Raw genomic sequence first — 21,888 nt, forward strand, 5'->3', positions numbered from 1 at the left:
GAAAATCTCCGTCAGTCGCGCACGTCGAAAGATGCGGTGAGTCGAATGTCGGCGCTGGATGCACCCACCTGCACCGCGTAGCGACCCGGGTCCACGGCGTACGCGTGGCGGGTGTCATCGTAATAGCGCAGGTCGTTGCGCGGCGCGATGTCGAAGCTCACGCTTTTTTCTTCACCCGCTTCCAGGCTCACCCGCTGGAAGCCGCGCAGGTCCTTGTTGGAACGCCACGGGCCGTTGTGCGCGGCTCGCACGTAGAGCTGCACCACCTCATCGCCTGCCTGCTTGCCGGTGTTCTTCACTTTCAACGTAACCTTGAGCTGCCCATCGGCACCCACGCTCGACTGATCCAGCTGGATATCCGAGTAGCCGAACGTGGTGTACGAAAGGCCATAGCCGAAGGGATACAGCGGCGTGCCCTTGAAATAGCGATAGGTACGGCCTTCCATGCGGTAGTCGTCGAAAGCGGGGAGCTTCTCGTCCGCCTTGTAGAACGTGACGGGCAAGCGCCCGGAGGGATTGGTATTGCCGAATAGCACATCGGCGACGGCATTGCCGCCCCGCTGGCCGGGATACCACGCGAGCACGATGCCCGGCAGATGTTGTTGAGCCCAATCAACTGCGAGTGCGGAACCGGAGGTGAGCACCAGGACTACCGGCTTGCCCGTGCGACGAAGGGCTTCCAGCAGCTTTTCCTGTGTGGCAGGCAGGCGCAGGTCGGTACGGTCGCCACCGGCAAACCCGGGGTAGTTCACCTTCATTTCTTCGCCTTCGATATCGCTGTTCAAGCCGCCGACAAAGACGATGGCATCGGCATGTCTTGCCGCATCCATGGCTTCCTCGAACGGCGGCTTGGCGCCCGGCATGCGCCAGGCGAGGCGCACATCGGCGTTGTGGTCGGCCTTGGTGTAATCGAGGCGGATGTCGTACGCCTTGCCGTCTTGCAGATCCAGCGGCACGCTGGTGGCATGTGCAGCGTTGTCTGCACTCCACGCATCGAGCACGAGTTTCCCATCGACATACAGGCGATAGCCTTGCGACGCGGCCGCGCTCAGCTCGTAGCGACCGCTCTTGGGCGGCACCAGCTGGCCGCTCCAGCGCGCGCTGAAGTGGGTGGCATCCAGCGCCTGGTCGGCAGGCAATTCGCCGCGTGTGATGAGATCGTCGGTGGGCGCGCTGTGATCCCAGCGAAAACCCACTTTGCTGTCCACGCGCGTCATCACGGGAGTCGTGGAAAAATCCCCGCCGCGGAAATACTCGCCCTTGAGTCCATGCTCGGATGAATCCGCCGATGGACGCAGGTACGCCGCGTCAATCAGTGGAAATCCGCTTTGATCGTCGAAGCCTTCCACCAGCGTGGCGCCCTTGGCATAGACCACTTCCGTCTGCGGTACCGCGGCGCGAATGCCCTGCAGGATGGTCACCGGCGCAGTCGGCGTGCCGTGGTAGTTGCCCAGCAACGCCGTTACGTCATCTGCCGTGGGGCCGATCACCGCGATGCGACGCAAGCTGGATTTAAGCGGCAGTACGCCGTCGTTCTTGAGCAACACGATGGATTCGTCCGCCGCGCGCCGCGCCAACGCATCGTGCTCGGGAGACTGGTTCACCGAGTAGGGAATCTGCGCCCAGCGCACGCGCTCCGGCGGATCGAACATGCCGAGGCGGAAGCGCGCGAGCATCAGGCGCGTCAGTGATGCATCGATCTCCGCTTCGCTGATCAGCCCCTGTTTCACGGCTTGGGTGAGCGCCGCGTAGGTGTGGCCGCAGTTGAGATCGTCGCCTTTCTTCACGGCCAGCGCCGCGGCTTGTTCGGCCGTGGGCACGATCTGGTGATGAAGGAAGATGTCTTCCACGGCATCGCAATCGGACACCACGTAGCCGGTGAAGCCCCAGTCCTTGCGCAGCACGTCCTGCAACAGCAACTGGCTGGCCGATGCCGATTCGCCGTTGACGCGGTTGTACGCGCCCATCACGGCATCGACTTTGCCTTCCTGCACCAGGGCCTGGAAGGCCGGCAGGTAGGTTTCATACAGGTCCCGCTCTTCCGGATGCACATCGAAACGATGGCGTTCCGACTCGGGCCCGCTATGCACCGCGAAATGCTTGGCGGTGGCATCGAGCTTGCGGTAAGTCGGGTCGTCGCCCTGCAGGCCGCGCACGAAGGTGACGCCCATGCGCGAGGTAAGGAAGGGATCTTCGCCGTACGTTTCCTGGCCGCGGCCCCAGCGCGGGTCGCGGAAGATGTTGATGTTGGGCGACCAGAACGTGAGCCCCTGGTAGCGCGCGTGCATGTCGCGGCGCAGGAACTCTTGATGCTTGGCGCGCGCCTCGTCGCTGATGGCATCCGCCACCTGCGCCATCAACGAGGTGTCGAACGTGGCTGCCATGCCGATGGCCTGCGGAAACACCGTGGCCTCGCCCGCGCGCGCGACGCCGTGCAATGCCTCGTTCCACCAGTCGTACGCGGGCACGCCAAGACGTGGAATGGCCGGCGCGGCATTCATCATCTGCGCGACTTTCTCTTCCAGCGTCATGCGAGCGACGAGATCGGCGGCACGATCCTCGAAGCTCCGGTTGAGGTCGAGATACACCGGTGTCTCCGGCGTCTTTGCGTTGCCGGCGCCTGTGCTCGCTGCCACAGCCATGCAGGGCAAACCTGCAGCCAGCAGTGCCACTGCGATCACCGTGCGGAGCATGCCGCGTCCTGTTGGCTTCGTTCCCATCGACATCCCCTTGCTCCGTCCTTTACCCGTGGCCCAGACGACGGGCATAAGGCCCCAGCGTTGTGCCGATGAATCCGCCGGCCACATCGGTGCTAAGCACCGTGCCGTCCGCGTGTTGTTCCAGCCACTTCCACCCGTCGCCCGCGTTGTATGCGAAGCCGTAGACGCCACCGTTGCCGGTGATTTTCAGTGCCAAGGTGTGGACGCCCGGCGGCAACGCGGCCGTGGCGACCACGGCCACTTCATCGCCGCGATGGCGGCGCAACGTGAGCAGCAGGCTTTTTCCCTTCCGCTGCACGCCGAACGCATACCAGTAGCGCTCGTTCTGGAACGCGGCGATGCCGGCTTCAACACCGGTTTCCGTCGGCACTTCCAGCGACGTGCTCGCTTCGAATACGAGGTGTTGCTGCCGTCGCGCGAGGAACGACGGGTTGTCGCGGGTGTCCAGGTCCAACGGGAGCGGATGGATCGCGAGCTTCCCCGGGTGCGATGCCAGATCTGCCCAAGACTGCGCGGGCGCGCGCATGAACATCCACGCCGAGTCCAGGGTTGGCTTGTCGAAGTCGTCGTGCCAATGGAAGTTGCCGCTGATCGGCGCCTGCGCCTGGTTGCGCTGCATGAAGGAAGGACCCGCGGCAACGCGCGGAATCGCCTGCTCTTTCGGCAGAATGATCGGCCAGTCGTTCTTCCACGTGACGGGCAAAAGGTAGGTTTCGCGACCCGTGTTGTAGTGCGTGCCATCGTACGCGCGACTGGCCAGGAACACCGCCCACCAGCTGCCGTCGGCGGCTTCCACCAGATCCGCATGACCGGCATTGATTATTGGCTCCGCCCGGTCGTCGGGCAGGTCGCGCTGGGTAAGGATGGGGGTGCCTTCATAGGCGACATACGGGCCCCACACCGAACGGCTGCGCAACACCACTTCGGAATGCTGCGGACCCGTGCCGCCTTCCGCGCACATCAGGTAGTACCAGCCGTTGCGCTTGTACAGGTGCGGCCCTTCGATCCAGATCGGCTTCTTCGCGATGTCGGTGCCGCCGTTGAGGATCACCTTGCGTGCGCCCAGCATCTTTCCCGCGGTGACATCGATCTGCTGCAACCAGATGGCACGGTGACCTTCGTACAACGGCTCGCCTTCCGGTGCACCGTTGTTGAGCAGATAGGCCTTGCCATCGTCATCGAAGAACAAGGATGGATCGATGCCATCGACATCGCGCAACCACATGGGATTGGACCACGGGCCCGCGGCATGTTTTGCCGTGGCGATGAAATTGCCGCCGCCATCCACCACGGTGTTGACCACGTAAAAGGTGCCATCGTGATACGCGATGGCGGGTGCAAATACGCCGCGCGAGGCGCCCAATCCATCGAGCTTCACTTCACCGGGACGATCGAGCACATGGCCGATGGTCTGCCAGTGCACCAGGTCGCGACTTTCGGCAACGGGAATACCGGGGAAATAGCCGAAGCTGGAATTCACCAGATAGAACATGTCACCCGCGCGCACCACGCTGGGGTCGGGATAGAAACCGGCCAGCACGGGGTTGCGGTAGTGATCCGGCGGCAGCGGCTGCTCGAAGGCCGGGTCGTGGCCTTCGTAGTCGAAAGCATCGAACAGCACGGCATCCTGGGCATGCGCTTGCGTGCCGGCAACGGCAAGCAAACACAGCCACAGGACGCACAGCCGCCGGAGCAACGTCATCACCAATCCCACATCGAGCCATCTTCCAGGCGCGCGATGGGCAGCTGCTTGGGCGAATAAGGGAAGCGAGCGGCGAGTTTTTCGTCGATGGTGACGCCGTGGCCCGCCGTCTCGCCGCAGTGCAGGCGACCGGCGCGGAACTCGTAGTCGTGCGGGAATACTTCGTTGGTTTCGTCGGCATGGAACATGTATTCCTGGATACCGAAGTTGGGCACCCACGTATCGAAGTGCAACGCTGCACCCATGCATACGGGCGAAAGATCCGTCGCGCCGTGGAATCCCGTGCGCACCTGATGCAGCCCGGCGAAGTCAGCGAGGCGACGCAGATGGGTAATGCCGCCGCCGTGCACGATGGTGGTGCGGATGTAGTCGATCAGCTGGTTTTCGATGAGGTGCTTGCAGTCCCAGATCGAATTGAACACTTCGCCCACGGCCAGCGGCGTCACCGAGTGCTGGCGGATCAGCTCGAACGATTTCTGGTTTTCGGCCGGCGTGGCGTCTTCCAGCCAGAACAGGCGGTACGGCTCCACGCTGCGTGCCAGGCGCGCGGCCTCGATGGGCGTAAGGCGGTGATGCACGTCGTGCAGCAATTCCACTTCGTTGCCGTGATCGGCGCGCAAGCGTTCAAACAATTGCGGCACGATCTCCAGGTAGCGCGGCGTGGACCACACCGTTTCCGTGGGCAGTTCGCTTTCCGCCGGCTCGTAGGGCTTGCCGCCCACGGAAATACCATAGGCTTTCTTCACGCCGGGCACGCCGCACTGCGCGCGAATGGCAAGGAAACCCATCTCGCGGAAGCGGCCGACTTCTTCGCTGGCTTCGCTGATGTCGCGACCATTGGCATGGCCATACACCAGCGCGCCTTCGCGCGAGCGGCCGCCCAGCAACTGATAGATCGGCTGGTTGGAAAACTTGCCCAGGATGTCCCACAGCGCCACGTCGACGGCGGCGATGGCGGTCATCGTCACCGGGCCGCGACGCCAGTACGCACCGCGGTAGAAGAACTGCCAGATATCTTCGATACGACCCGCATCGCGGCCGATCAGGTTCGGCACCACGTGATCCTGCAGGTACGACGCCACGGCCAGTTCGCGACCGTTGAGCGTGGCATCACCCAGGCCGGTGACGCCCGAGCGCGTGGTGATCTTCAGCGTGACGAAATTGCGGCCGGGGCAGGTGACGATGACCTTGGCGTCGACAATTTCGCGATCACGGGCGGAAGCATGGGAAGCAACGGCGGTGGTGCTCATGGATGGCTGTCCTGGGAAGCGCGGTTTGACGTGAGGGGCAGTTCAAAGGGGCCGGCGGGCAGTCCCGAGTGGTCGTAGAGCGTGCACACCGGACTGTCAGCCCAGCAGTAGCGCACGCGGGTGATATCTGCGCCGGCCATGGCTGCACGCAGCATCACCGTGTCGCCATGCACGTCCGCATCGGCGTAGTGGCAGGTACCGGCCTGTGCGCCGCAGAGTTCGAAGCCCACGGGATGATCCGCGCCGTAGACAACGAGCCCGTCGGTGACATCACTGAAGCGCACGCTCACGGCGTCGTCCTGGCGTTGCGCAGCTACCGGCACGGGGCCAGAGGGCGGAAGGTTCTTTTCGCCATAGATCACATGGCGCGCGGCGCGCGCGAGGCGGCGACCCAGCTCCTGCTTGTTGGCCGGATGAATGTCGGTGCGCTCGCCAATATCCACGGCAACCGCCAGGCCCGAATTCGCATCGCCGGCAGCGGCCAGGCGCTGCGCTTCGCGAATGCCGGCCGTGCCACTTTCGGTGGGATGCGTGGGCGCCGCACCGTAGCCGGCCAGCTGCACGATCAGCATCGGCAACTTCGCTCCAAACCGTTCGCGGAAATCGGTGCGCAACGCTTCCAGCAGTGCCTGGTAGTGCGCCGGATCGCTGGTGTTGGACTCGCCCTGGTACCAGAGCGCACCGCGGAAGGTGAAATCGGCGAGCGGTGCGATCATGCCGTTGTAGATGGTGGAAAGGCCTTGCGTGGATTGCCACGGCACGCTGGGCGGCGGGCCATAGCTCGACGGCACCGCGCGGTACTGCCAGTGATCGGCCAGCGATACGTTGCTGCCGCCGGCCAGATGCAAGGCGCGCTGCGACGCATCGCCGTAAAGGCCGCCGTCGCGATACGTATTGAGCACGTTGATGGCGATGAGGTTGTCGCCCTCATGCAACGTTCCCGGGGCAATGGCGTAAGAACGCGGATCGCCACCATAAGTAGTGCCCACCCAGCGTCCGTTCACCCAGGTCTGGTCGGCTTCGTTCACCGTGCTCAGTTGCAACGTGGCCGCCTGCGCTGCCTGCGCAGAGGTGAGCTTCACCACGGTGCGATACCACACGGTGCCCGTGAAATTGGCCAGTTCCGGCTTGCCCCAGCGCTGCCACGCTCCCTTGTCCAGCGGCGCGGTCTGCCAGCCTTCCTGCGTGACATGCGCAGGATTCCACGGCTCATCGTTCGCGGTGACGCCGGGACGCGAATGCCACCATGCACGCCACTGCGTGTCCCACTGCTCGCCGGCCTTCTGGCGATCCATGGCGTACAACGCAAGCAGGTCGAGCGGTGCATCGTAGCCACCAACCTTGCGCAGCGCCTGTGCACTCATCCACGGCTGGATGCGCGAGCCACCCCAGGCGGATACAACCAGACCCATCGGCACGTCCTGGGTCTTCTGCAATTCACGCGCGAAGAAATAACAGGCCGCCGAAAACTCCGGCACGTTCTCGGGCGTGGTCTTCAGCCAGCGATCCGTGGCGGGAATGCTGTCCAGCGGTGTCACGCTGCTGACGTTGTCGACGGTGAGCATGCGGATGCGGTCGTTCGACGCGTTCTGCACTTCCGCGCGTGCATCGAGCGAGCGCTTCACCTGCAGCACCATGTTGGACTGGCCCGTGCACAGCCAGACGTCGCCCACCAGCACGTCGTTGATGGTTTGCGATGCGCCGCTCCTGGTCGTCGCCGTCAACACATAAGGGCCGCCGGCATGCACGGCAGGCAGCGAGATTTCCCAGCGTCCGCTGGTGTCTGCCTTTGCGCTGGCCTTCTTGCCCGCGAACGTCACCGTGACCTGGTCACCCGCTTTCGCATGACCCCACACGTGATTGGGCTGGTCACGCTGCAGGATGGCGTGATCCTGGAACAGCGGGTTGAGCAGCGGCGCAGCAGCATCCGCCGCGCGCGCGGCGAAGGAGCCGACACAGCACAGCGCCAGCAATGACGCCGTGGAAACCTTCCGCATGATCTGGTCAATCTTCATTGATAGCCCGGGACATAGGGGAACGTGAGGGATTGGTAGTAGCTGAGCGGATGCGCCGGCGGCTGGTAGCCCGCGGGCAGCGGCAATCCATTGAGACTCTGGAAATAGGCGATGGATGCGTCGCGCCACCACTGCGCCTCGTCCTGCTGGATGGCGAGGAAGGCAGACGCCTTGCGATAGCGTTCCGCATCGATCACGCCATCGAGGCGCGACCATGTCGCCCGCATCGTCGCCACATCGTTCACGCCGGTCGTGTAGTGGTCGACCAGCGCATCCCACAGCGTCCGGCCGGATGCCATGCGCCAGGTCCACGGCAAGTGGTGGAACCAGAGCAGGAAGGCTTCCGGCGTGCGGTGCGCATCGTTGAACTCGGCGGCCACAGGCGGTGCGTACTGCGCCGCTGCGTTGCTGCCCGTGCTGCCGCGGTCAAAACCGATGCCGTCGTGATCGGCGCGGTGGTAATACACCGGCGTCCAGTCCGCGCGCGGGCCGCTGGCGTCCCACGGTTCCGGCCCGTAGTGGTGGCCGTGACCCATCAGGTGATGCAGGCCGAGTGGCGTCATGTAGTCCACCACCGCTTCGCGCGAGAGCATCATCATGTCGACGACGGAAGCGACGAAGGCGCTGTCGTTGCTGAAAGTCATGCGCACCCAGTCATTCGCGATGTCACGCGATGATGCATCGGGATTCCAGGCAAGACGTCCGTACGCGTACCAGTTCGCCTGGTTGAAATCCGATCCGGTCCAGTCACGATCCGCGCCAATGTTCGCCACGCCCGCGATACCGGTGAGCGTGTGGTGGTCGAGCTGGCCGTCGACGACCTTCGCCACCGTCGAGCCCTTGCCCTGCGCCATGGTGTCGGCGCGCAGCACTTCCTCGAACAGCGGACCGAGATACACCAGGTGCGTGGCAAAGCCGAGATATTCCTTGGTGACCTGGAATTCCATCATCAACGGCGTTTTCGGCATGGCGCCGAACAACGGGTTGAACGGTTCGCGCGGCTGGAAATCGATGGGGCCGTTCTTCACCTGCAGCAGCACGTTCGCGCGGAACTTGCCATCCAGCGGCTTGAACTCGGTGTACGCCTGCTTGGCACGATCGTCGGTGTTGTCCTGCGAGTAGACGAACGCGCGCCACATCACCACGCCACCATGCGGCGCCAGCGCATCGGCCAGCATGTTGGCGCCGTCGGCGTGCGTGCGATGGTAATCCTGCGGGCCAGGCTGGCCTGCGGAATTGGCCTTGACCAGGAAGCCGCCGAAATCGGGAATGAGCGCGTAGATCTCGTTGGCTTTCTCATGCCACCAACGCTGCACCTGCGGGTCCAATGGATCGGCGGTTTTCAATCCGCCGATCTCGATGGGCGCACTGAACTTCACGCTGAGGTAGACACGAATGCCGTAGGGACGAAACACGCCCGCCAGCGCCTTCACCTTCTGCAGGTACAACGGCGTGAGCACCGCTGCCTGCGCGTTGACGTTGTTGAGTACGGTGCCGTTGATGCCGATGGACGCGTTGGCGCGCGCGTAATCGGTGTAGCGCGGGTCGAGCCAGCCAGGCAACTTCTGCCAGTTCCAAAGCGAATTACCGGCGTAGCCGCGCTCCACGTGGCCGTTGAGGTTGTCCCAATGGTCGAGCACGCGCAGCTGAAGCTTGGGCGTTTCGCGTACGTCGACATGGTCGAGCGGTTGCTGCGTCTGCATGAGGCGAAGCAGGTGGAACGCGCCGTAAAGCGCGCCGACATCGCTATCGGCCGCAACCACCGTCACCGCATGGCCGTCGACGGCGGTGGTGCGGATCAGATAACCGTCCTTGCCCAAGGCTTTGGTATCGAGCTTCAGGCGAGCCACGACGGGGGATGAGGCGGGCGTTCCCACCACGATGGCGCCATCGCTGTCGACCGAATCGCGCAGGGGCGTTGTCCGGCCCATGAGCCCATCCAGGCCGCGTTGAAGCTCCTGGCGGGTCACCTGCTGCGTGGGCATGGACGTGGGCGCGACAAGCTCCGTGGCATGCGAACGGTAGCCGTGCACCACGGCAGTCGGCAGCGTGTGGTAACGGAGCCACAGGTCATAGCCATCTTCGGCGCGGGCCGCGCCTGGACCCAGCAAGCCGCACAACATCAGCAGGCAGGCAGGAAGCACGACGCCCCATCGCGCGCGCCGGCCGAGGGCAGCAGCCCTTGTGACGCGCTTCCCGGCGCCCGATGTTAGAAAAACAGTTAACGCTAACATATGCGAACATGTGTCCATATCTGAGCCAGAATCACAGTCGAAATGACCCCGCGGCCAGCATGGCACGGGCTCTGCGGAATCGACCGCGCGAGGGGGAACGGCAATGAAGAAGACAGGGAAGAAATCGGTCCGCCGCAAGGGCGGTTCGGTCACCATCGACGACGTGGCCGCGCTCGCCAAGGTATCGCCCATGACGGTATCGCGCGTGGTCAACGGACACAGCAAGGTCCGCGATGCGACGCGTGAACGCGTAATGGAAGCGGTGCGCGAGCTGGGCTACATCCCCAACCTTGCCGCCAGCTCGCTCGCTGCCGCGCAGGACGCGCGCATTGCACTGATCTACACCAACCCGTCGGCCGCCTATCTGCGCGAGCTGTTGCTGGGCGCGCTGCGCGGCGCCGCGCGCACGGCCGCGCAGCTGGTGATCGAGGACTGGGACGAGCTCGACGCCAACGGCGACCGCAAGGCCGCGCGTGCGCTGGCCCGCAGCGTGGCCGGCGTCATCCTGCCGCCGCCGCTGTGCGAGTCCAAGGTGGTGATCGAGGAACTGGTGGAAGCGGGCGTGCCGGTGGTGGCGATTGCCTCGGGTCGATTCAATCACGACATTTCCAGCGTGCGCATCGACGACTTCCTCGCCAGCAAGGAAGTCACCGAACACCTGATCCGCATGGGCCACACACGCATCGCCTTCGTGAAGGGCCATCCCAACCAGACGGCCAGCGCGCGGCGATTCGAGGGTTACCAGGCTGCGCTCAAGGAGGCCGGCATCGCCCCGGATGCAGCGCTGGTGCAGCAGGGTTACTTCACCTACCGCTCCGGACTGGACGCGGTGGAGAAGCTGCTGTCGCTGAAGCAGCCGCCCACGGCCATCTTCGCCAGCAACGACGACATGGCCTCGGCTGCGGTGTCCGTGGCGCATCGCCGCGGCCTTGAAGTGCCGCGCGACATTTCCATCGTGGGCTTCGACGATACGTCCGCCGCCACCACCGTGTGGCCGGAGATCAGCACCGTGCGCCAGCCGATCGCCAGCATGGCCGATTCGGCCGTCGACATCCTGCAGCGCACGATCCGCCGCAAGGACACGGAGACCAAGGTGGTCGTCGACCATGTCGTGGCGCATCAGCTGGTACAGCGCGACTCCGTCGCGCCGCCCGTCGCCACGGGCCGCAAGCGCGGTTGAGGCAACACCACGCCGCCCACATCCCGGACATTGGGGTGCCGCAGCGATCCTGTCCGACGCCAGCTTCAAGTCTTCCCCACCGTCATTCCCGCGAAGGCGGGAATCCGGCGCCTTTGGAGCGTCACCGAAGGGTGGAAGAAACCCGCTTCCCGCGCCCGACCCTTTTTCGGGGCCCGCGAAAATGACGGCGAAGCGGCGTCTGGACACGGGACCAACCTGCGCGCGCACGCCTCAGCCCTCCATCTGTTCCAGTTCCTTGCCGCGTGTTTCGTGCACGCACTTGAGCACGAACACGATCGACAGCGCGGCGACCGCAGCGTAGAGCCCATAGGCGCCAGCAAGACCAATGCTGGTAAGCAGCACCGGGAACGTCACGGTGATCAGGAAGTTGGACGTCCATTGCGCGGCGCCAGCCACGGCAAGACCCGAACCGCGGATCTGGTTGGGAAACATTTCGCCCAGCATGACCCACATCACCGGGCCCCACGACATGTTGAAGAACGCGACGTAGGCGTTGGCGGCGACCAGCGCCAGCGTGCCCATCGCGGGCGGCAGGCTCAACTTGCCACTGGCGTCGAGACCTGCATGCGAGAAGGCCCAGGTGACGAGTGCGAGCGTGACGGCCATGCCCACCGAACCGACCCACAGCAGCGGCTTTCGACCCACCTTGTCGATCAGCATCACGGCCACCAGGCACGCCGCGATGCTGAGCGCACCGGAGAACACGTTGATGAGCAGTGCATCGGCTTCCGAGAAGCCTACGGCTTGCCACAACACGGCGCCGTAATAGAACACCACGTTGATGCCCACAAGCTGCTGGAACGTGGCCAGGCCAATGCCGACCCACACGATGGGGCGCACGCGACCGCTCGCTTTGTCGAGCAGGTCCGAAAGGCGTGGGCGATGACGATCCTGTGCCAGCGACGCGCCGATGTCTGCCAGCTTGGCGCGCGCCTCGCTTTCACCGTAAAGACGCGTGAGCACGGCGGATGCTTCCACATCCCGCTTGCGTACCACGAGAAAGCGCGGGCTTTCGGGAATGAAAAGCAGCGACACGAAGAACAGCGATGAAGGCAGCGCCTGCATCCAGAACATCCAGCGCCACGCATCCTGGCCGAGCCACAACGTGCCGGTAGACGAGCCCGCCGCACGCGCCAGCAGAAAATTGCTGAGGAACGCCGTGAACAAGCCGCTGATGATGGCGATCTGCTGCACGGTAGCCAGTCGACCGCGATAGCGCGCGGGCGCGACTTCCGCGATATAGGCCGGCGCGATCACGCTTGCCGCACCCACGGCAAAACCACCCGTGATGCGCGCAAAGATGAAGAAGGCGGATGACGCTGCAGCACCCGCTCCCAGCGCCGAGAGGAGAAACAGCAGCGACGAAATGATGAGGACGGAACGGCGCCCCCAATAGTCGGACACGCGACCCGCGAAGAACGCACCGAGCGCGCAGCCAAGCAGCATGGACGCCACTTCGAAGCCCACGCCGGTGGAACTGGAATGGAAGGTTTGCTTCAGGCCATCGACGGTGCCGTTGATGACGCCGCTGTCGAAACCGAACAGGAAGCCACCCAGCGTGGCCACGCAGCTGATCTGGACGATGAGTCGGGTGTTTTCCGCGTGCTTCGTGCCAACCGCGCTATCAAGCAGAACGCTGTTCATGCCGTCGATGTCTCATGTCGTTTTTTCTCCCCAGATCAACAAGGCATCGTCCCCGGATGCCTTGCCAACCACCCAGAGCCCGCTCAAGGTCTTGCCAGGAAGCTCATTCCCTTCACCGTCATTCCTGCGAAAGCAGAAATCCAGTGACGTTCTCCTTTGGCACGAGCTTGGAGTCGCTGGATCCCTGCTATCGCAGGGATGACGAGCAAAAAGCCTTGCCTTGGGCATCTTCCTGGCGCACTTGAACCAAGGCCCAGATCGCGCGCGGACCTGCCGCGCCCGACGACATCAACGCACGAGGTACTGATTGATCAGGTTCTCGTAGCGCTCCTGCTTGCCGCTGGTCTTGGCCGGCTCGCCGCCCTTGGCCGCCAGGTCACGCAGGTCGGCAAGACCGAACTTGCCCTGCTCGAAGTCGTGACCGGCACCGCTGTCGAAGCTGGCGTAGCGCTGCTTGCGCCACTGCTCCAGCGGCGACTGCGTGAGCAACGCGTGCGCCACTTCCAGGCCGCGCGCGAATGCGTCCATGCCGCCGATGTGGGCCATGAAGATATCGTCCGCGTCCGTCGACTCGCGGCGCACCTTGGCGTCGAAGTTGAGGCCACCCGGCGCAAGACCACCCTGGCGCAGCACGACCAGCATGGCGCCCACGGTGTCGTACAGATCGCTCGGGAACTGGTCGGTATCCCAGCCGTTCTGCGCGTTGCCGCGGTTGGCATCGATGCTGCCAAGCAGGCCGTGATCCGAGGCCACCTGCAGGTCATGCTCGAAGGTGTGACCCGAAAGCGTAGCGTGGTTGGCTTCGATGTTGAGCTTGAAATCCTTGTCCAGCCCGTGCTTCTGGAGGAAACCCGCCACCGTGGCCGAGTCGAAATCGTACTGGTGCTTCATCGGCTCCATCGGCTTGGGCTCGATCAGGAAATTGCCCTTGAAGCCGATGCTGCGACCGTAGTCGCGCGCCATGGTCAGGAAGCGTGCGAAGTGATCCAGCTCGCGCTTCATGTTGGTGTTGTGCAGCGAGGCATAGCCTTCGCGGCCACCCCAGAACACGTAGTTGCCACCACCCAGTTCCACCGTGGCGTCCAGCGCCGCCTTGATCTGCACGCCGGCGCGCGCCACCACGGCGAAGTCCGGGTTGGTCGCCGCACCATTCATGTAGCGCGGATGGCTGAACAGGTTGGCCGTACCCCACAGCAGCTTGATGCCCGTGGCCTGCTGACGCTCCTTGGCGAGCGCCACCATGTGCTTGAGGTTCTTTTCGTATTCGCCCACGTCATCGGCGTCGGGCGCCATGTCGATGTCGTGGAAGCAGTAGTAGGGCACGCCGAGCTTGGTGAAGAACTCGAACGCGGCGTCCATCTTTGCTTCCGCACGGGCAAGCGGCGCGGCGTCGGCATCCCACGGATACACGCGCGTGCCCGGGCCGAACGGATCGTGGCCGGCGTTGCAGAACGTGTGCCAGTAGCACACGGCGAAACGCAGATGCTCGGCCATGGTCTTGTCGCCGATCTTCTTGTTCGCGTCGTAATGCTTGAACGCCAGCGGATTGTCCGAGCCAAGACCCTCGAACGGGATGCGGCCGATGCCGGGGAAAAATTCGCGTTTACCGATGAAGGGAGTGCTCATGAATTCGAGTCCTGGTCGGAAGGTGAGGTCGATGCAAACTCGGCGGTAGTCAGACGGCGCCCGCTGCCGGGGGATTCGCATAGAACGATCTGGCCACGTCGAGGTGGCGCAGGAACTGGTGGTAATGGCCCTGATAGGCCGCAACGCTTTTGGCTTCCGGACGCGTGGAAAGTCCGGGAGCGATAAGGACGTGCTCGCGCGCGATGGCGGCGAGGTCGGCATGGCCGCCGTTGGCATGGTCGAGCGCCCACAGCGCCTGCAAGGCGGCACCGAACGCGGCGCCCTCGGCTTGCAGCGGCACTTCCACGGGAAGATCGAAGATGTCGGCAACCATCTGTCGCCACGCGGCGCTATGGCTGCCGCCGCCGGTGAGGCGAATGGCACTGAACGTGAGGCCCGCCGCCAGCAACGCGTCGTAGCCGTTGCGCAGGGCATACGTGGCACCTTCCATCGCGGCGCGATAGATGTTGGCGCGCGTGAGGTTGTTGAGATCCGCACCGTGCAGGCTGCCGCGCGCGTACGGCATGTCCGGTGTGCGCTCGCCGTTGAAGAACGGCAACATCACCAGGCCACCGGCGCCGGGCTGCGTGCCCGCCATCACGGTATCTCCGTCGCGTGCGCTGAAGTTGAACGCCTTCGCCACGCTCTCGGTGGCGATGGTGCAGTTCATGGTGCAGATCAGCGGCAGCCATCCACCGGTGGACGAACAGAACGCGGCCCAGCCGGCGCCCTGATCCACCACGGCGTGGTCGGCAAACGCGAACAACGTGCCTGACGTGCCGAGACTCATGCTCAGCACGCCGGCCTCGACGTTGCCGGTACCGATGGCCGCCATCATGTTGTCGCCACCGCCCGCTGACACGCGCACGGTGTGTGGCAATCCCAGTTCATCGGCGATGGAAGGCGAAATCAGGAAGCCAGCGTCGGCTTCAACCAGCGGCGGCAGACACGCGGAAAGATCGCGATCCGGATCGGTTGCCTTGAGCATCTCGGGCGACCACCGGCGCGTGCGCACGTCCAGCCAGCCGGTGCCGGAGGCGTCGCCGTATTCCATCCACCGCTCACCCGTGAGCCAGAAGTTCACGTAGTCGTGCGGAAGCAGGATGGTGGCAAGTTTCGAATAGACGTCCGGACGGTGCTTGCGCGTCCACGGCAATTTCGATGCCGTGTAGCCGGCGAGGATGGGATTGCCCGCGATGTCCACGCAGCGCTGCGCGCCACCCGCGGCGGCCATGATCTCATCGCATTCGCGCTGCGTGCTGGTGTCGCACCACAGCTTGGCCGGCGCCAGCACATTGCCGGCCGCATCCAGCGGCACGAAGCCGTGCTGCTGGCCAGATACGCCAATCGCCTGCACTTGCGCGCGCGACGAGGCATCGAGCTTGCCGAAGCACGCGCGGATCGCATCGATCCACCACTCAGTCTTCTGCTCACGGCTGCCGTCGTCGCCGGCGATCAATTCCAGGGGATGGCCATGCGTCGAGACCACGCGGCGCGTGTGCGCATCGTAGGCCACCAGCTTGACGCTCTGGGTACCCACATCGAGTCCAACGACCAAACCCATACCTGCCCCCCAACCCCTGAAATGTTAGCGCTACCATCACAATCGCTAATAAAACCCCCAATCAACGGACGCGTGTCCACCCGATTGGAGGTTGCCTGTGGGGCGACTCTACTAGCGCGCGATGCAAATGCCATGTCGCGGTGCAAAAAAGCGCCCGGACCGGCCTGGGAACACCAAAACCCGGCATCACGCCACCGCCATGACATAGCCCCGGCGAATCTCGCCACCCTGCCAGGCGAGGAATTCGGTACGCGCGGGAAACATGCACAACGCGCTGGCGCGCTGACACAGCCACACCTCGGCCATGGTGCCGGCACCATCGATCCGCTCGATCAGTCGAACTCGCGCAGACCAGCAATGGCTCTGCACGGAAAGCACCGTATGCCAGGTGTCACCCGACGGCGTCTCATCGCCGTGGGGACCCTGCGCGAACATCGCGATGAAATCGGGCGGACGCAACGGGGAAACTGCGCTGTCCATCCCGTCATTCCACGAAGACGTCAGCAACGCAGCGGATGAAATCCACCGTGCCGCGCGCGCCAAACTTGCGCATGGCGTTCTGCCGATGCTTTCGCACGGTGAGCCGACTGATGCCCAGCTGCGCAGCGATGTTTTCGTTGGTGACGCCCTGCCCTATGAGCCGGCAGATTTCGCGCTCGCGCGCGCTCAGCAGATCGTGCCGTTCGCCGCACCCGCCAACGTTTCGTTCGCGCAGTTGCAGGATGGCGTAGCGGATGAGTGCGCCGGGATGGCGCATGTCCATCTTGCGTCGCATGTTGGTGCGGTGCTGGCGCACGGTGTGGATGGAAATGCCAAGCGCATTGGCAATGGTGAGCGAGGTCATGCCGCACGCGATCAGTTGCAGGATCTCCCGCTCACGCCGGGTCAGCATGGACAGCTGGAAATGGGCTATGGGTGACATCATGGATGCAGCCAACGACTAGAGGGTGTTACTGCCGTCGGCGCCGCGCATCGAGCGGGTGTGAATTCCCGGGCTGGGCATGAAAAATCCGGGGATTGCGCTCGATGACACGACATGGCGATGCAGTGTCCGGCCGATGCGATCGACCTCGATGCGCATGGTGCTCGGCGCTTGCGTGATCCACTTGCCGATCCGCAACCGCGCTTTCGAAATCAAACGATGGTCCGATGGCATGCGACCGGATGCGTGAAGGGGCGTGTGTGGCGAAACTAACCACGCGCCTGACCAGCGTCTATCCGCACCGGGGAGTAGTCATTCGTCTACTCATCATGGTCCGCGGCATGCATGACATGGCCCGGAGACGATTACCCGGAGACGATCACAAGGAAGGGCGAGGCACGCTGGTCACTCAAGGCGCAACGCTTGCGCAGGCGTGGCGCGGCAAACCAGCGATAACGAAGCACACTGCACGCGCCACATTCGCCCGCGCGTCAACGACGCAGGAAACCGAGGATCTTGGGAGGCGATTGCCCGAAAGGGCTGCGGAAACCGCAATGGTGGCTATGGGTGGACTCGAACCACCGACCCCAGCATTATGAGTGCTGTGCTCTAACCGGCTGAGCTACATAGCCTTGGGTGCCGCCTGCCGGAGGCGTCGACGTGGTGTCGATCAGGCAGGGCCCGGCAGTGTAGTGGGCTATGCTTTTCGGTTCAAGGGGTCCGGTTGCCCCGCCTTCCTGCGCTGTGCTTGAATCGACCGCGAGCCGTGGCGGATTTTGAGTCGTCCGCACCGCCCGGTTTCAGGAGGCAACATGATCGACGTCGATGGCTATCGTCCGAATGTGGGCATCGTCCTTCTGAACGGGGACGGCCGGCTGTTCTGGGCGCGCCGCGTCAATCGTGATGGCTGGCAGTTCCCCCAGGGCGGCATGCGCAGCGACGAGACGCCGCTCGAAGCCATGTACCGCGAGCTGGAAGAGGAACCCGGCCTTGCCCCGCATCACGTGGAAGTGATCGCCGCCACGCGCGGCTGGCTGCGTTACCGCCTGCCGAGCCGCTATGTCCGCCACCACCAGCACCCGACCTGCATCGGCCAGAAGCAGGTGTGGTTCCTGCTGCGGCTGGTGGGCGCGGAAGACGACCTGCGCCTGGACGCCTGCGAGAAGCCCGAGTTCGATCACTGGCGCTGGGTGGATTTCTGGTACCCGGCCGCCCACGTGGTGAACTTCAAGCGCAGCGTGTACGAGCGGGCGCTGCGCCATTTCGCGCCGCTGGTGGAGTCCCTGCTGAGCGTCCAGCTGGGCGACTTGCCCCATCCCGAGCGCCACGGGGACGACGACACGCCGCGAAAGGGCAAGGCGGCAGCCTGAAGCCTCTGGCCAGCCGGCAGCTGAACCGGTCAAAAAGTAGCCACACGGTTAGTTGACAATCATTCGCATTTGCGTTCCCATACGCACCCATGTACATCTGCATGTGTAATGCCGTCACCGACGGCGACATCCGTCGAGCCGCTTCCGAAGGCGTCCATCAGTTCGCTGACCTGCAGGCGCGCACGGGCTGCTCCGACTGCTGCGGCTGCTGCGAAGACGAAGCGCGCGCCACCTTGGACAAGGCGGTTCAGCAGGTACTGACGGCGTTGCCGGTCGTCGCGATCGCCTAAGCCCGATCCCCAGGATCCCGATCCCCAGGATTTTCCCGAAACGCGCGGCCCAAGGCTGCGCGTTTTTGCATGCGCAACTCCGAGTCATTCTCGTTCCGGCATGCCTTGAACAGACGCCGTATAGTCGCCTTCTGAGCTGAAAGGAGACTTCTCATGAAGGGCGACGCCAAGGTCATCGAGTTCCTCAACAAGGTGCTCTACAACGAGCTGACGGCCATCAACCAGTACTGGCTGCATTACCGCATGTACAAGGACTGGGGCTACAACGAGCTGGCCGAGCACGAGCACAAGGAATCCATCGAGGAAATGAAGCATGCTGATCACCTGATCGAGCGCATCCTGTTCCTCGACGGCCTGCCGAACCTTCAGCACCTGGGCAAGCTGCGCATCGGCGAAAACCCGGTGGAATGCCTGCAGGGTGATCTGGACCTGGAAATGGCCGCCGTGAAAGACCTGCGCGAAGCCATTGCCTACAGCGAAGGCATCGCGGACTTCGTCAGCCGCGACCTGTTCAAGGGCATCCTGCACGACGAGGAAGAGCACATCGACTGGCTGGAAACCCAGTTCAGCCTGATCAAGGACCTGAGCGCCGAGCGCTACCTGCAGTCGAAGATCGACAGCTGATTTGTCCTTTCGCGCAAGGAACGGCGAGCCCAAAGCGTGCCGCCGTTCCTTGACGCTTTCTGCACACCGGGGCTATACGTTGGGTTTTCCCGGGAACGCCAACCATGGCTTCACGCCCACCGCCGCGCTTCGTGGTACGACCGCACGACGCGCCTGTCGGGCGACGCCGGCTGTTGTGGCTGGGCGTAGCCTGGCTGACCAGCCTGGTCATCGTGGGCCTGCTGGTGGGTGGGCTTGCCCGTCGCGCCACACCCGCCGCGAACGAGCAGCGCCAGGTCAAGGCGCTCGCCAAACAGAACGATGAGCTCCAGCAACAGGTGACCAACCTGCAGCGCGCCGGCCAGGTGGCGGATATCGCCACGCAGTCGCTGCGCAAGACGCTGTCCGAGCGCGAAGAGGAAATCAGCGGCCTGCGGGCGGACCTCGGCTTCTATTCCCGCCTTACCGGCGGCGACGCCCAGCGCGAGGGCCTGAAGGTGCAGGAAGTGCGCCTGCTGCCCGTCGAGAATTCCCATGCCTGGAACCTCACCTTCAGCCTGACCCAGAACGCCAAGCGCGGCGACGACGTCACCGGCAACGCCATGGTGAGCGTGGAAGGCCTGCGCGGCGACAAGGTGGTCCAGCTCGACTGGCCGGCCCTGGGCGATGCAGCCCAGAAGGACGGCATGCCGTTCCGCTTCAAATATTTTCAACAGTTGCAGGGCACCATCGTGCTGCCTGCAGACTTTCGGCCCACCCGCCTGATCATCAAGGCCCAGCCTGCCGGGGACGACCCCGTGACGCGCACGGTCGCCTGGGGCGAGGCGCTATCGGGCCACCTCACACCGACGCAAGGGGAACAAGATGCTCAACCGTAAGCGCAATGACCGCGCGCCCTCCAGCCATAGCCACGAAACCAGCCTGATCGCCCGCGGCACCGTGATCCAGGGCGATGTCCGCTTCAGCGGCGCGCTGCACCTGGATGGACAGATCGTGGGCTCGGTGCTGGCCGAGGAAGAGGGCGCCGTCTTTACCCTGAGCGAGAGCGGCCACGTGCAGGGCGAAATCCGCGTGCCTCACGCCATCATCAACGGCCAGGTTCGCGGCGATATCCACGCCACTGACCGACTGGAACTGGCGCAGGAAGCCCGCGTGGTCGGCGACGTTCACTACCGCACGCTGGAAATGGCCGCCGGTGCCCAGGTGAACGGCCGTATGAGCCACCACGGTACGGAAGCCCCGCGCGAACTGCCGGCGCCTTCGCTGGCCGGCGCCGAAGCCGTACCGGCCTGATCGCGGTATCCTTGCGTACGTGTAGACGCACCCCCACTTGAGTCCCATGGATACCGTCGTTCCCCTCCCCATCGTTCCCGACTACCGCAGCGCCGGCGCCCCGCTGGTGTTCACCGAGGCCGCTGCCCGCAAGGTGCACGAGCTCATCCAGGAAGAGGGCAACCCTGAGCTGAAGCTGCGCGTGTACATCACGGGCGGTGGTTGCTCCGGCTTCCAGTACGGTTTCACCTTCGACGAGGCCCAGGCGGAGGACGATTTCGCACTCGATCGCGAAGGCGTGACGCTGCTGGTCGACCCGCTGTCGCTGCAGTACCTCACCGGCGCCGAGATCGACTACTCGGAAAGCCTGAGCGGTTCGCAGTTCGTCATCCGCAACCCCAACGCCAAGACCACTTGCGGCTGCGGCTCCTCTTTCTCGACCTGAGCCCCGTCACGGCATGGATCGCATCACCTTGCCGCGACACAACACCTTCGCGGGACTCAGCCTGATCCTCGATCGCGTCGCCGAGCGGCGCGACGAAACCATGTGGATCAACGAGCTGGCCGCTTCCGACCGCGCCCGCTTTCTGCTGATCGATCCGCTGGGCCAGACCTACGTACATACAGGTGACGACACGCTGCGCTGGTTGAACAGCGCCGAGCGCGAACGGCTGCTGGGCGATCACAAGGCGAGCTTTCTCGGGCTGACCGGCGACACCCCCCGTTTCCTGGTGGCGGTGGACGACGAAAAGCGCGCGGCCGATCTGGAACAGGCCCTGGGCGCGCGCCGCGCCGGCTTGCGCGATATCGGCCTGTTGCTGCCCGCCGACGAAGCCGGCCTGTTCGCCTACGGCAAAGGCCTCGCACACTGGCAGCGGGAAACCCGGCATTGCCCGTTTTGCGGCTCGCCGCTGGTGCTGGTGGCTGCGGGTCATCGCGCTCAATGCACCAACGCCGAATGCGGCCGCATGCACTTTCCGCGCACCGATGCTGCCGTCATCGTCATCGTGGAACACGAGGGTGCGTGCCTGCTGGGCCGCCAGGCGGGCTGGCCGAAAGGTCGCTACTCCACGCTGGCCGGCTTCGTGGAACCCGGCGAAGCCCTGGAAGATGCCGTGCGCCGCGAAGTTGCCGAGGAATCCGGCGTGGCCGTGGGCGAAGTGCACTATCACTCCTCACAGCCCTGGCCGTTGCCGCAGTCGCTCATGGTGGGTTTCACCGCCAAGGCGTTGTCGCGCACCATCCGCCTGCGCGACCACGAGTTGGAAGAAGCGCGCTGGTTCACCCCGCAGGACATCGTGAACGGCATTGCCGACGGCAGCTTCCTTCCCTCGCTGCCCTTGTCGGTTTCCTATCGACTGCTCGAACACTGGCTGCGTCAGCAGGCCGGCCTGGAGCTGGACGAACTGGTCGCGCAGCACAAGCGCTGAGTTGCCGCGAAGGCTTGCCTCAGGCGTCACGTGAAGCCGGCCCAC

At 64.3% G+C, this 21,888-nt stretch carries 19 protein-coding genes and 1 tRNA gene; 8 read left to right on the forward strand and 12 right to left on the reverse strand.

Annotated features, from left to right (window positions below):
• Nucleotides 1-11 precede the first annotated feature (11 nt).
• The 5 genes from DK366_RS18190 to DK366_RS18210 form a co-directional block, all read right to left on the reverse strand.
• Nucleotides 12-2,642, reverse strand: coding sequence for a glycoside hydrolase family 3 protein (locus tag DK366_RS18190; protein WP_198651624.1), 2,631 nt, complete (start codon nt 2,640-2,642; stop codon nt 12-14).
• A gap of 100 nt (nt 2,643-2,742) precedes the next feature.
• On the reverse strand, nt 2,743-4,422 hold the full coding sequence (locus tag DK366_RS18195) for a glycoside hydrolase family 43 protein (protein WP_109126968.1): 1,680 nt from the start codon (nt 4,420-4,422) through the stop codon (nt 2,743-2,745).
• The gene (manD, locus tag DK366_RS18200; RefSeq protein ID WP_109126969.1) at nt 4,422-5,672 is read right to left on the reverse strand and encodes a D-mannonate dehydratase ManD; all 1,251 of its coding nucleotides are present in this window, start codon (nt 5,670-5,672) and stop codon (nt 4,422-4,424) included. The genes DK366_RS18195 and manD overlap by 1 nt, the downstream gene beginning before the upstream one ends.
• The gene (locus tag DK366_RS18205) at nt 5,669-7,687 is read right to left on the reverse strand and encodes a sialate O-acetylesterase (protein WP_109126970.1); all 2,019 of its coding nucleotides are present in this window, start codon (nt 7,685-7,687) and stop codon (nt 5,669-5,671) included. Before DK366_RS18205 ends, manD begins: the two co-directional genes overlap by 4 nt.
• Nucleotides 7,684-9,810 carry an alpha-glucuronidase family glycosyl hydrolase gene (locus DK366_RS18210; RefSeq protein ID WP_109126996.1) on the reverse strand — a complete coding sequence of 709 codons (2,127 nt, stop codon included), beginning with the start codon at nt 9,808-9,810 and terminating at the stop codon, nt 7,684-7,686. Before DK366_RS18210 ends, DK366_RS18205 begins: the two co-directional genes overlap by 4 nt.
• 214 nt (nt 9,811-10,024) lie before the next feature.
• Between DK366_RS18210 and DK366_RS18215 the strand changes: the two genes are divergently transcribed.
• Nucleotides 10,025-11,101, forward strand: a complete 1,077-nt coding sequence (locus tag DK366_RS18215) for a LacI family DNA-binding transcriptional regulator (protein WP_109126971.1) — start codon at nt 10,025-10,027, stop codon at nt 11,099-11,101.
• Between the two features lie 231 nt (nt 11,102-11,332).
• Here the strand turns inward: DK366_RS18215 and DK366_RS18220 are convergent, their stop codons facing one another.
• The 7 genes from DK366_RS18220 to DK366_RS18245 form a co-directional block, all read right to left on the reverse strand.
• On the reverse strand, nt 11,333-12,766 hold the full coding sequence (locus tag DK366_RS18220) for a sugar porter family MFS transporter (protein ID WP_109126972.1): 1,434 nt from the start codon (nt 12,764-12,766) through the stop codon (nt 11,333-11,335).
• Nucleotides 12,767-13,054: 288 nt separating this feature from the next.
• Nucleotides 13,055-14,392 carry a xylose isomerase gene (xylA, locus tag DK366_RS18225; RefSeq protein WP_109126973.1) on the reverse strand — a complete coding sequence of 446 codons (1,338 nt, stop codon included), beginning with the start codon at nt 14,390-14,392 and terminating at the stop codon, nt 13,055-13,057.
• Between the two features lie 49 nt (nt 14,393-14,441).
• Nucleotides 14,442-15,956, reverse strand: coding sequence for a xylulokinase (gene xylB / locus DK366_RS18230; protein WP_109126974.1), 1,515 nt, complete (start codon nt 15,954-15,956; stop codon nt 14,442-14,444).
• A 186-nt stretch (nt 15,957-16,142) separates the two neighbouring features.
• Nucleotides 16,143-16,436 (reverse strand): hypothetical protein, encoded by a 294-nt coding sequence (locus tag DK366_RS18235; protein ID WP_109126975.1) that lies wholly within the window; start codon nt 16,434-16,436, stop codon nt 16,143-16,145.
• A gap of 4 nt (nt 16,437-16,440) precedes the next feature.
• A complete protein-coding gene (locus DK366_RS18240) occupies nt 16,441-16,881 on the reverse strand; it encodes a helix-turn-helix transcriptional regulator (protein WP_198651623.1) in 441 nt (146 codons plus the stop codon).
• A 15-nt stretch (nt 16,882-16,896) separates the two neighbouring features.
• Nucleotides 16,897-17,112, reverse strand: a complete 216-nt coding sequence (locus DK366_RS21310) for a hypothetical protein (protein ID WP_157956606.1) — start codon at nt 17,110-17,112, stop codon at nt 16,897-16,899.
• Between the two features lie 321 nt (nt 17,113-17,433).
• A tRNA-Met gene (locus DK366_RS18245) sits at nt 17,434-17,510 on the reverse strand.
• Between the two features lie 180 nt (nt 17,511-17,690).
• On the opposite strand from DK366_RS18245, the gene DK366_RS18250 reads away from it, so the two are divergent.
• From DK366_RS18250 to nudC, 7 genes are all read left to right on the forward strand, one after another.
• Nucleotides 17,691-18,248, forward strand: a complete 558-nt coding sequence (locus DK366_RS18250; protein WP_109126976.1) for an RNA pyrophosphohydrolase — start codon at nt 17,691-17,693, stop codon at nt 18,246-18,248.
• An 89-nt stretch (nt 18,249-18,337) separates the two neighbouring features.
• Nucleotides 18,338-18,538 carry a (2Fe-2S)-binding protein gene (locus tag DK366_RS18255; protein ID WP_109126977.1) on the forward strand — a complete coding sequence of 67 codons (201 nt, stop codon included), beginning with the start codon at nt 18,338-18,340 and terminating at the stop codon, nt 18,536-18,538.
• A 153-nt stretch (nt 18,539-18,691) separates the two neighbouring features.
• Complete coding sequence (gene bfr / locus DK366_RS18260; RefSeq protein WP_109126978.1) at nt 18,692-19,162, forward strand: bacterioferritin; 471 nt, start codon at nt 18,692-18,694, stop codon at nt 19,160-19,162.
• A 104-nt stretch (nt 19,163-19,266) separates the two neighbouring features.
• The gene (locus DK366_RS18265) at nt 19,267-20,019 is read left to right on the forward strand and encodes a DUF6776 family protein (RefSeq protein WP_109126979.1); all 753 of its coding nucleotides are present in this window, start codon (nt 19,267-19,269) and stop codon (nt 20,017-20,019) included.
• Nucleotides 20,006-20,434 carry a polymer-forming cytoskeletal protein gene (locus DK366_RS18270; RefSeq protein ID WP_109126980.1) on the forward strand — a complete coding sequence of 143 codons (429 nt, stop codon included), beginning with the start codon at nt 20,006-20,008 and terminating at the stop codon, nt 20,432-20,434. The genes DK366_RS18265 and DK366_RS18270 overlap by 14 nt, the downstream gene beginning before the upstream one ends.
• 46 nt (nt 20,435-20,480) lie before the next feature.
• Nucleotides 20,481-20,858 carry an iron-sulfur cluster insertion protein ErpA gene (erpA, locus tag DK366_RS18275; protein WP_109126981.1) on the forward strand — a complete coding sequence of 126 codons (378 nt, stop codon included), beginning with the start codon at nt 20,481-20,483 and terminating at the stop codon, nt 20,856-20,858.
• A 13-nt stretch (nt 20,859-20,871) separates the two neighbouring features.
• Nucleotides 20,872-21,843: an NAD(+) diphosphatase gene (gene nudC / locus DK366_RS18280; protein WP_109126982.1), complete on the forward strand. Its 972-nt coding sequence runs from the start codon at nt 20,872-20,874 to the stop codon at nt 21,841-21,843.
• The last annotated feature ends 45 nt before the right edge of the window (nt 21,844-21,888 follow it).

It is taken from the genome of Dyella sp. C11 (genome assembly GCF_003121485.1).
GTDB lineage: Bacteria > Pseudomonadota > Gammaproteobacteria > Xanthomonadales > Rhodanobacteraceae > Dyella.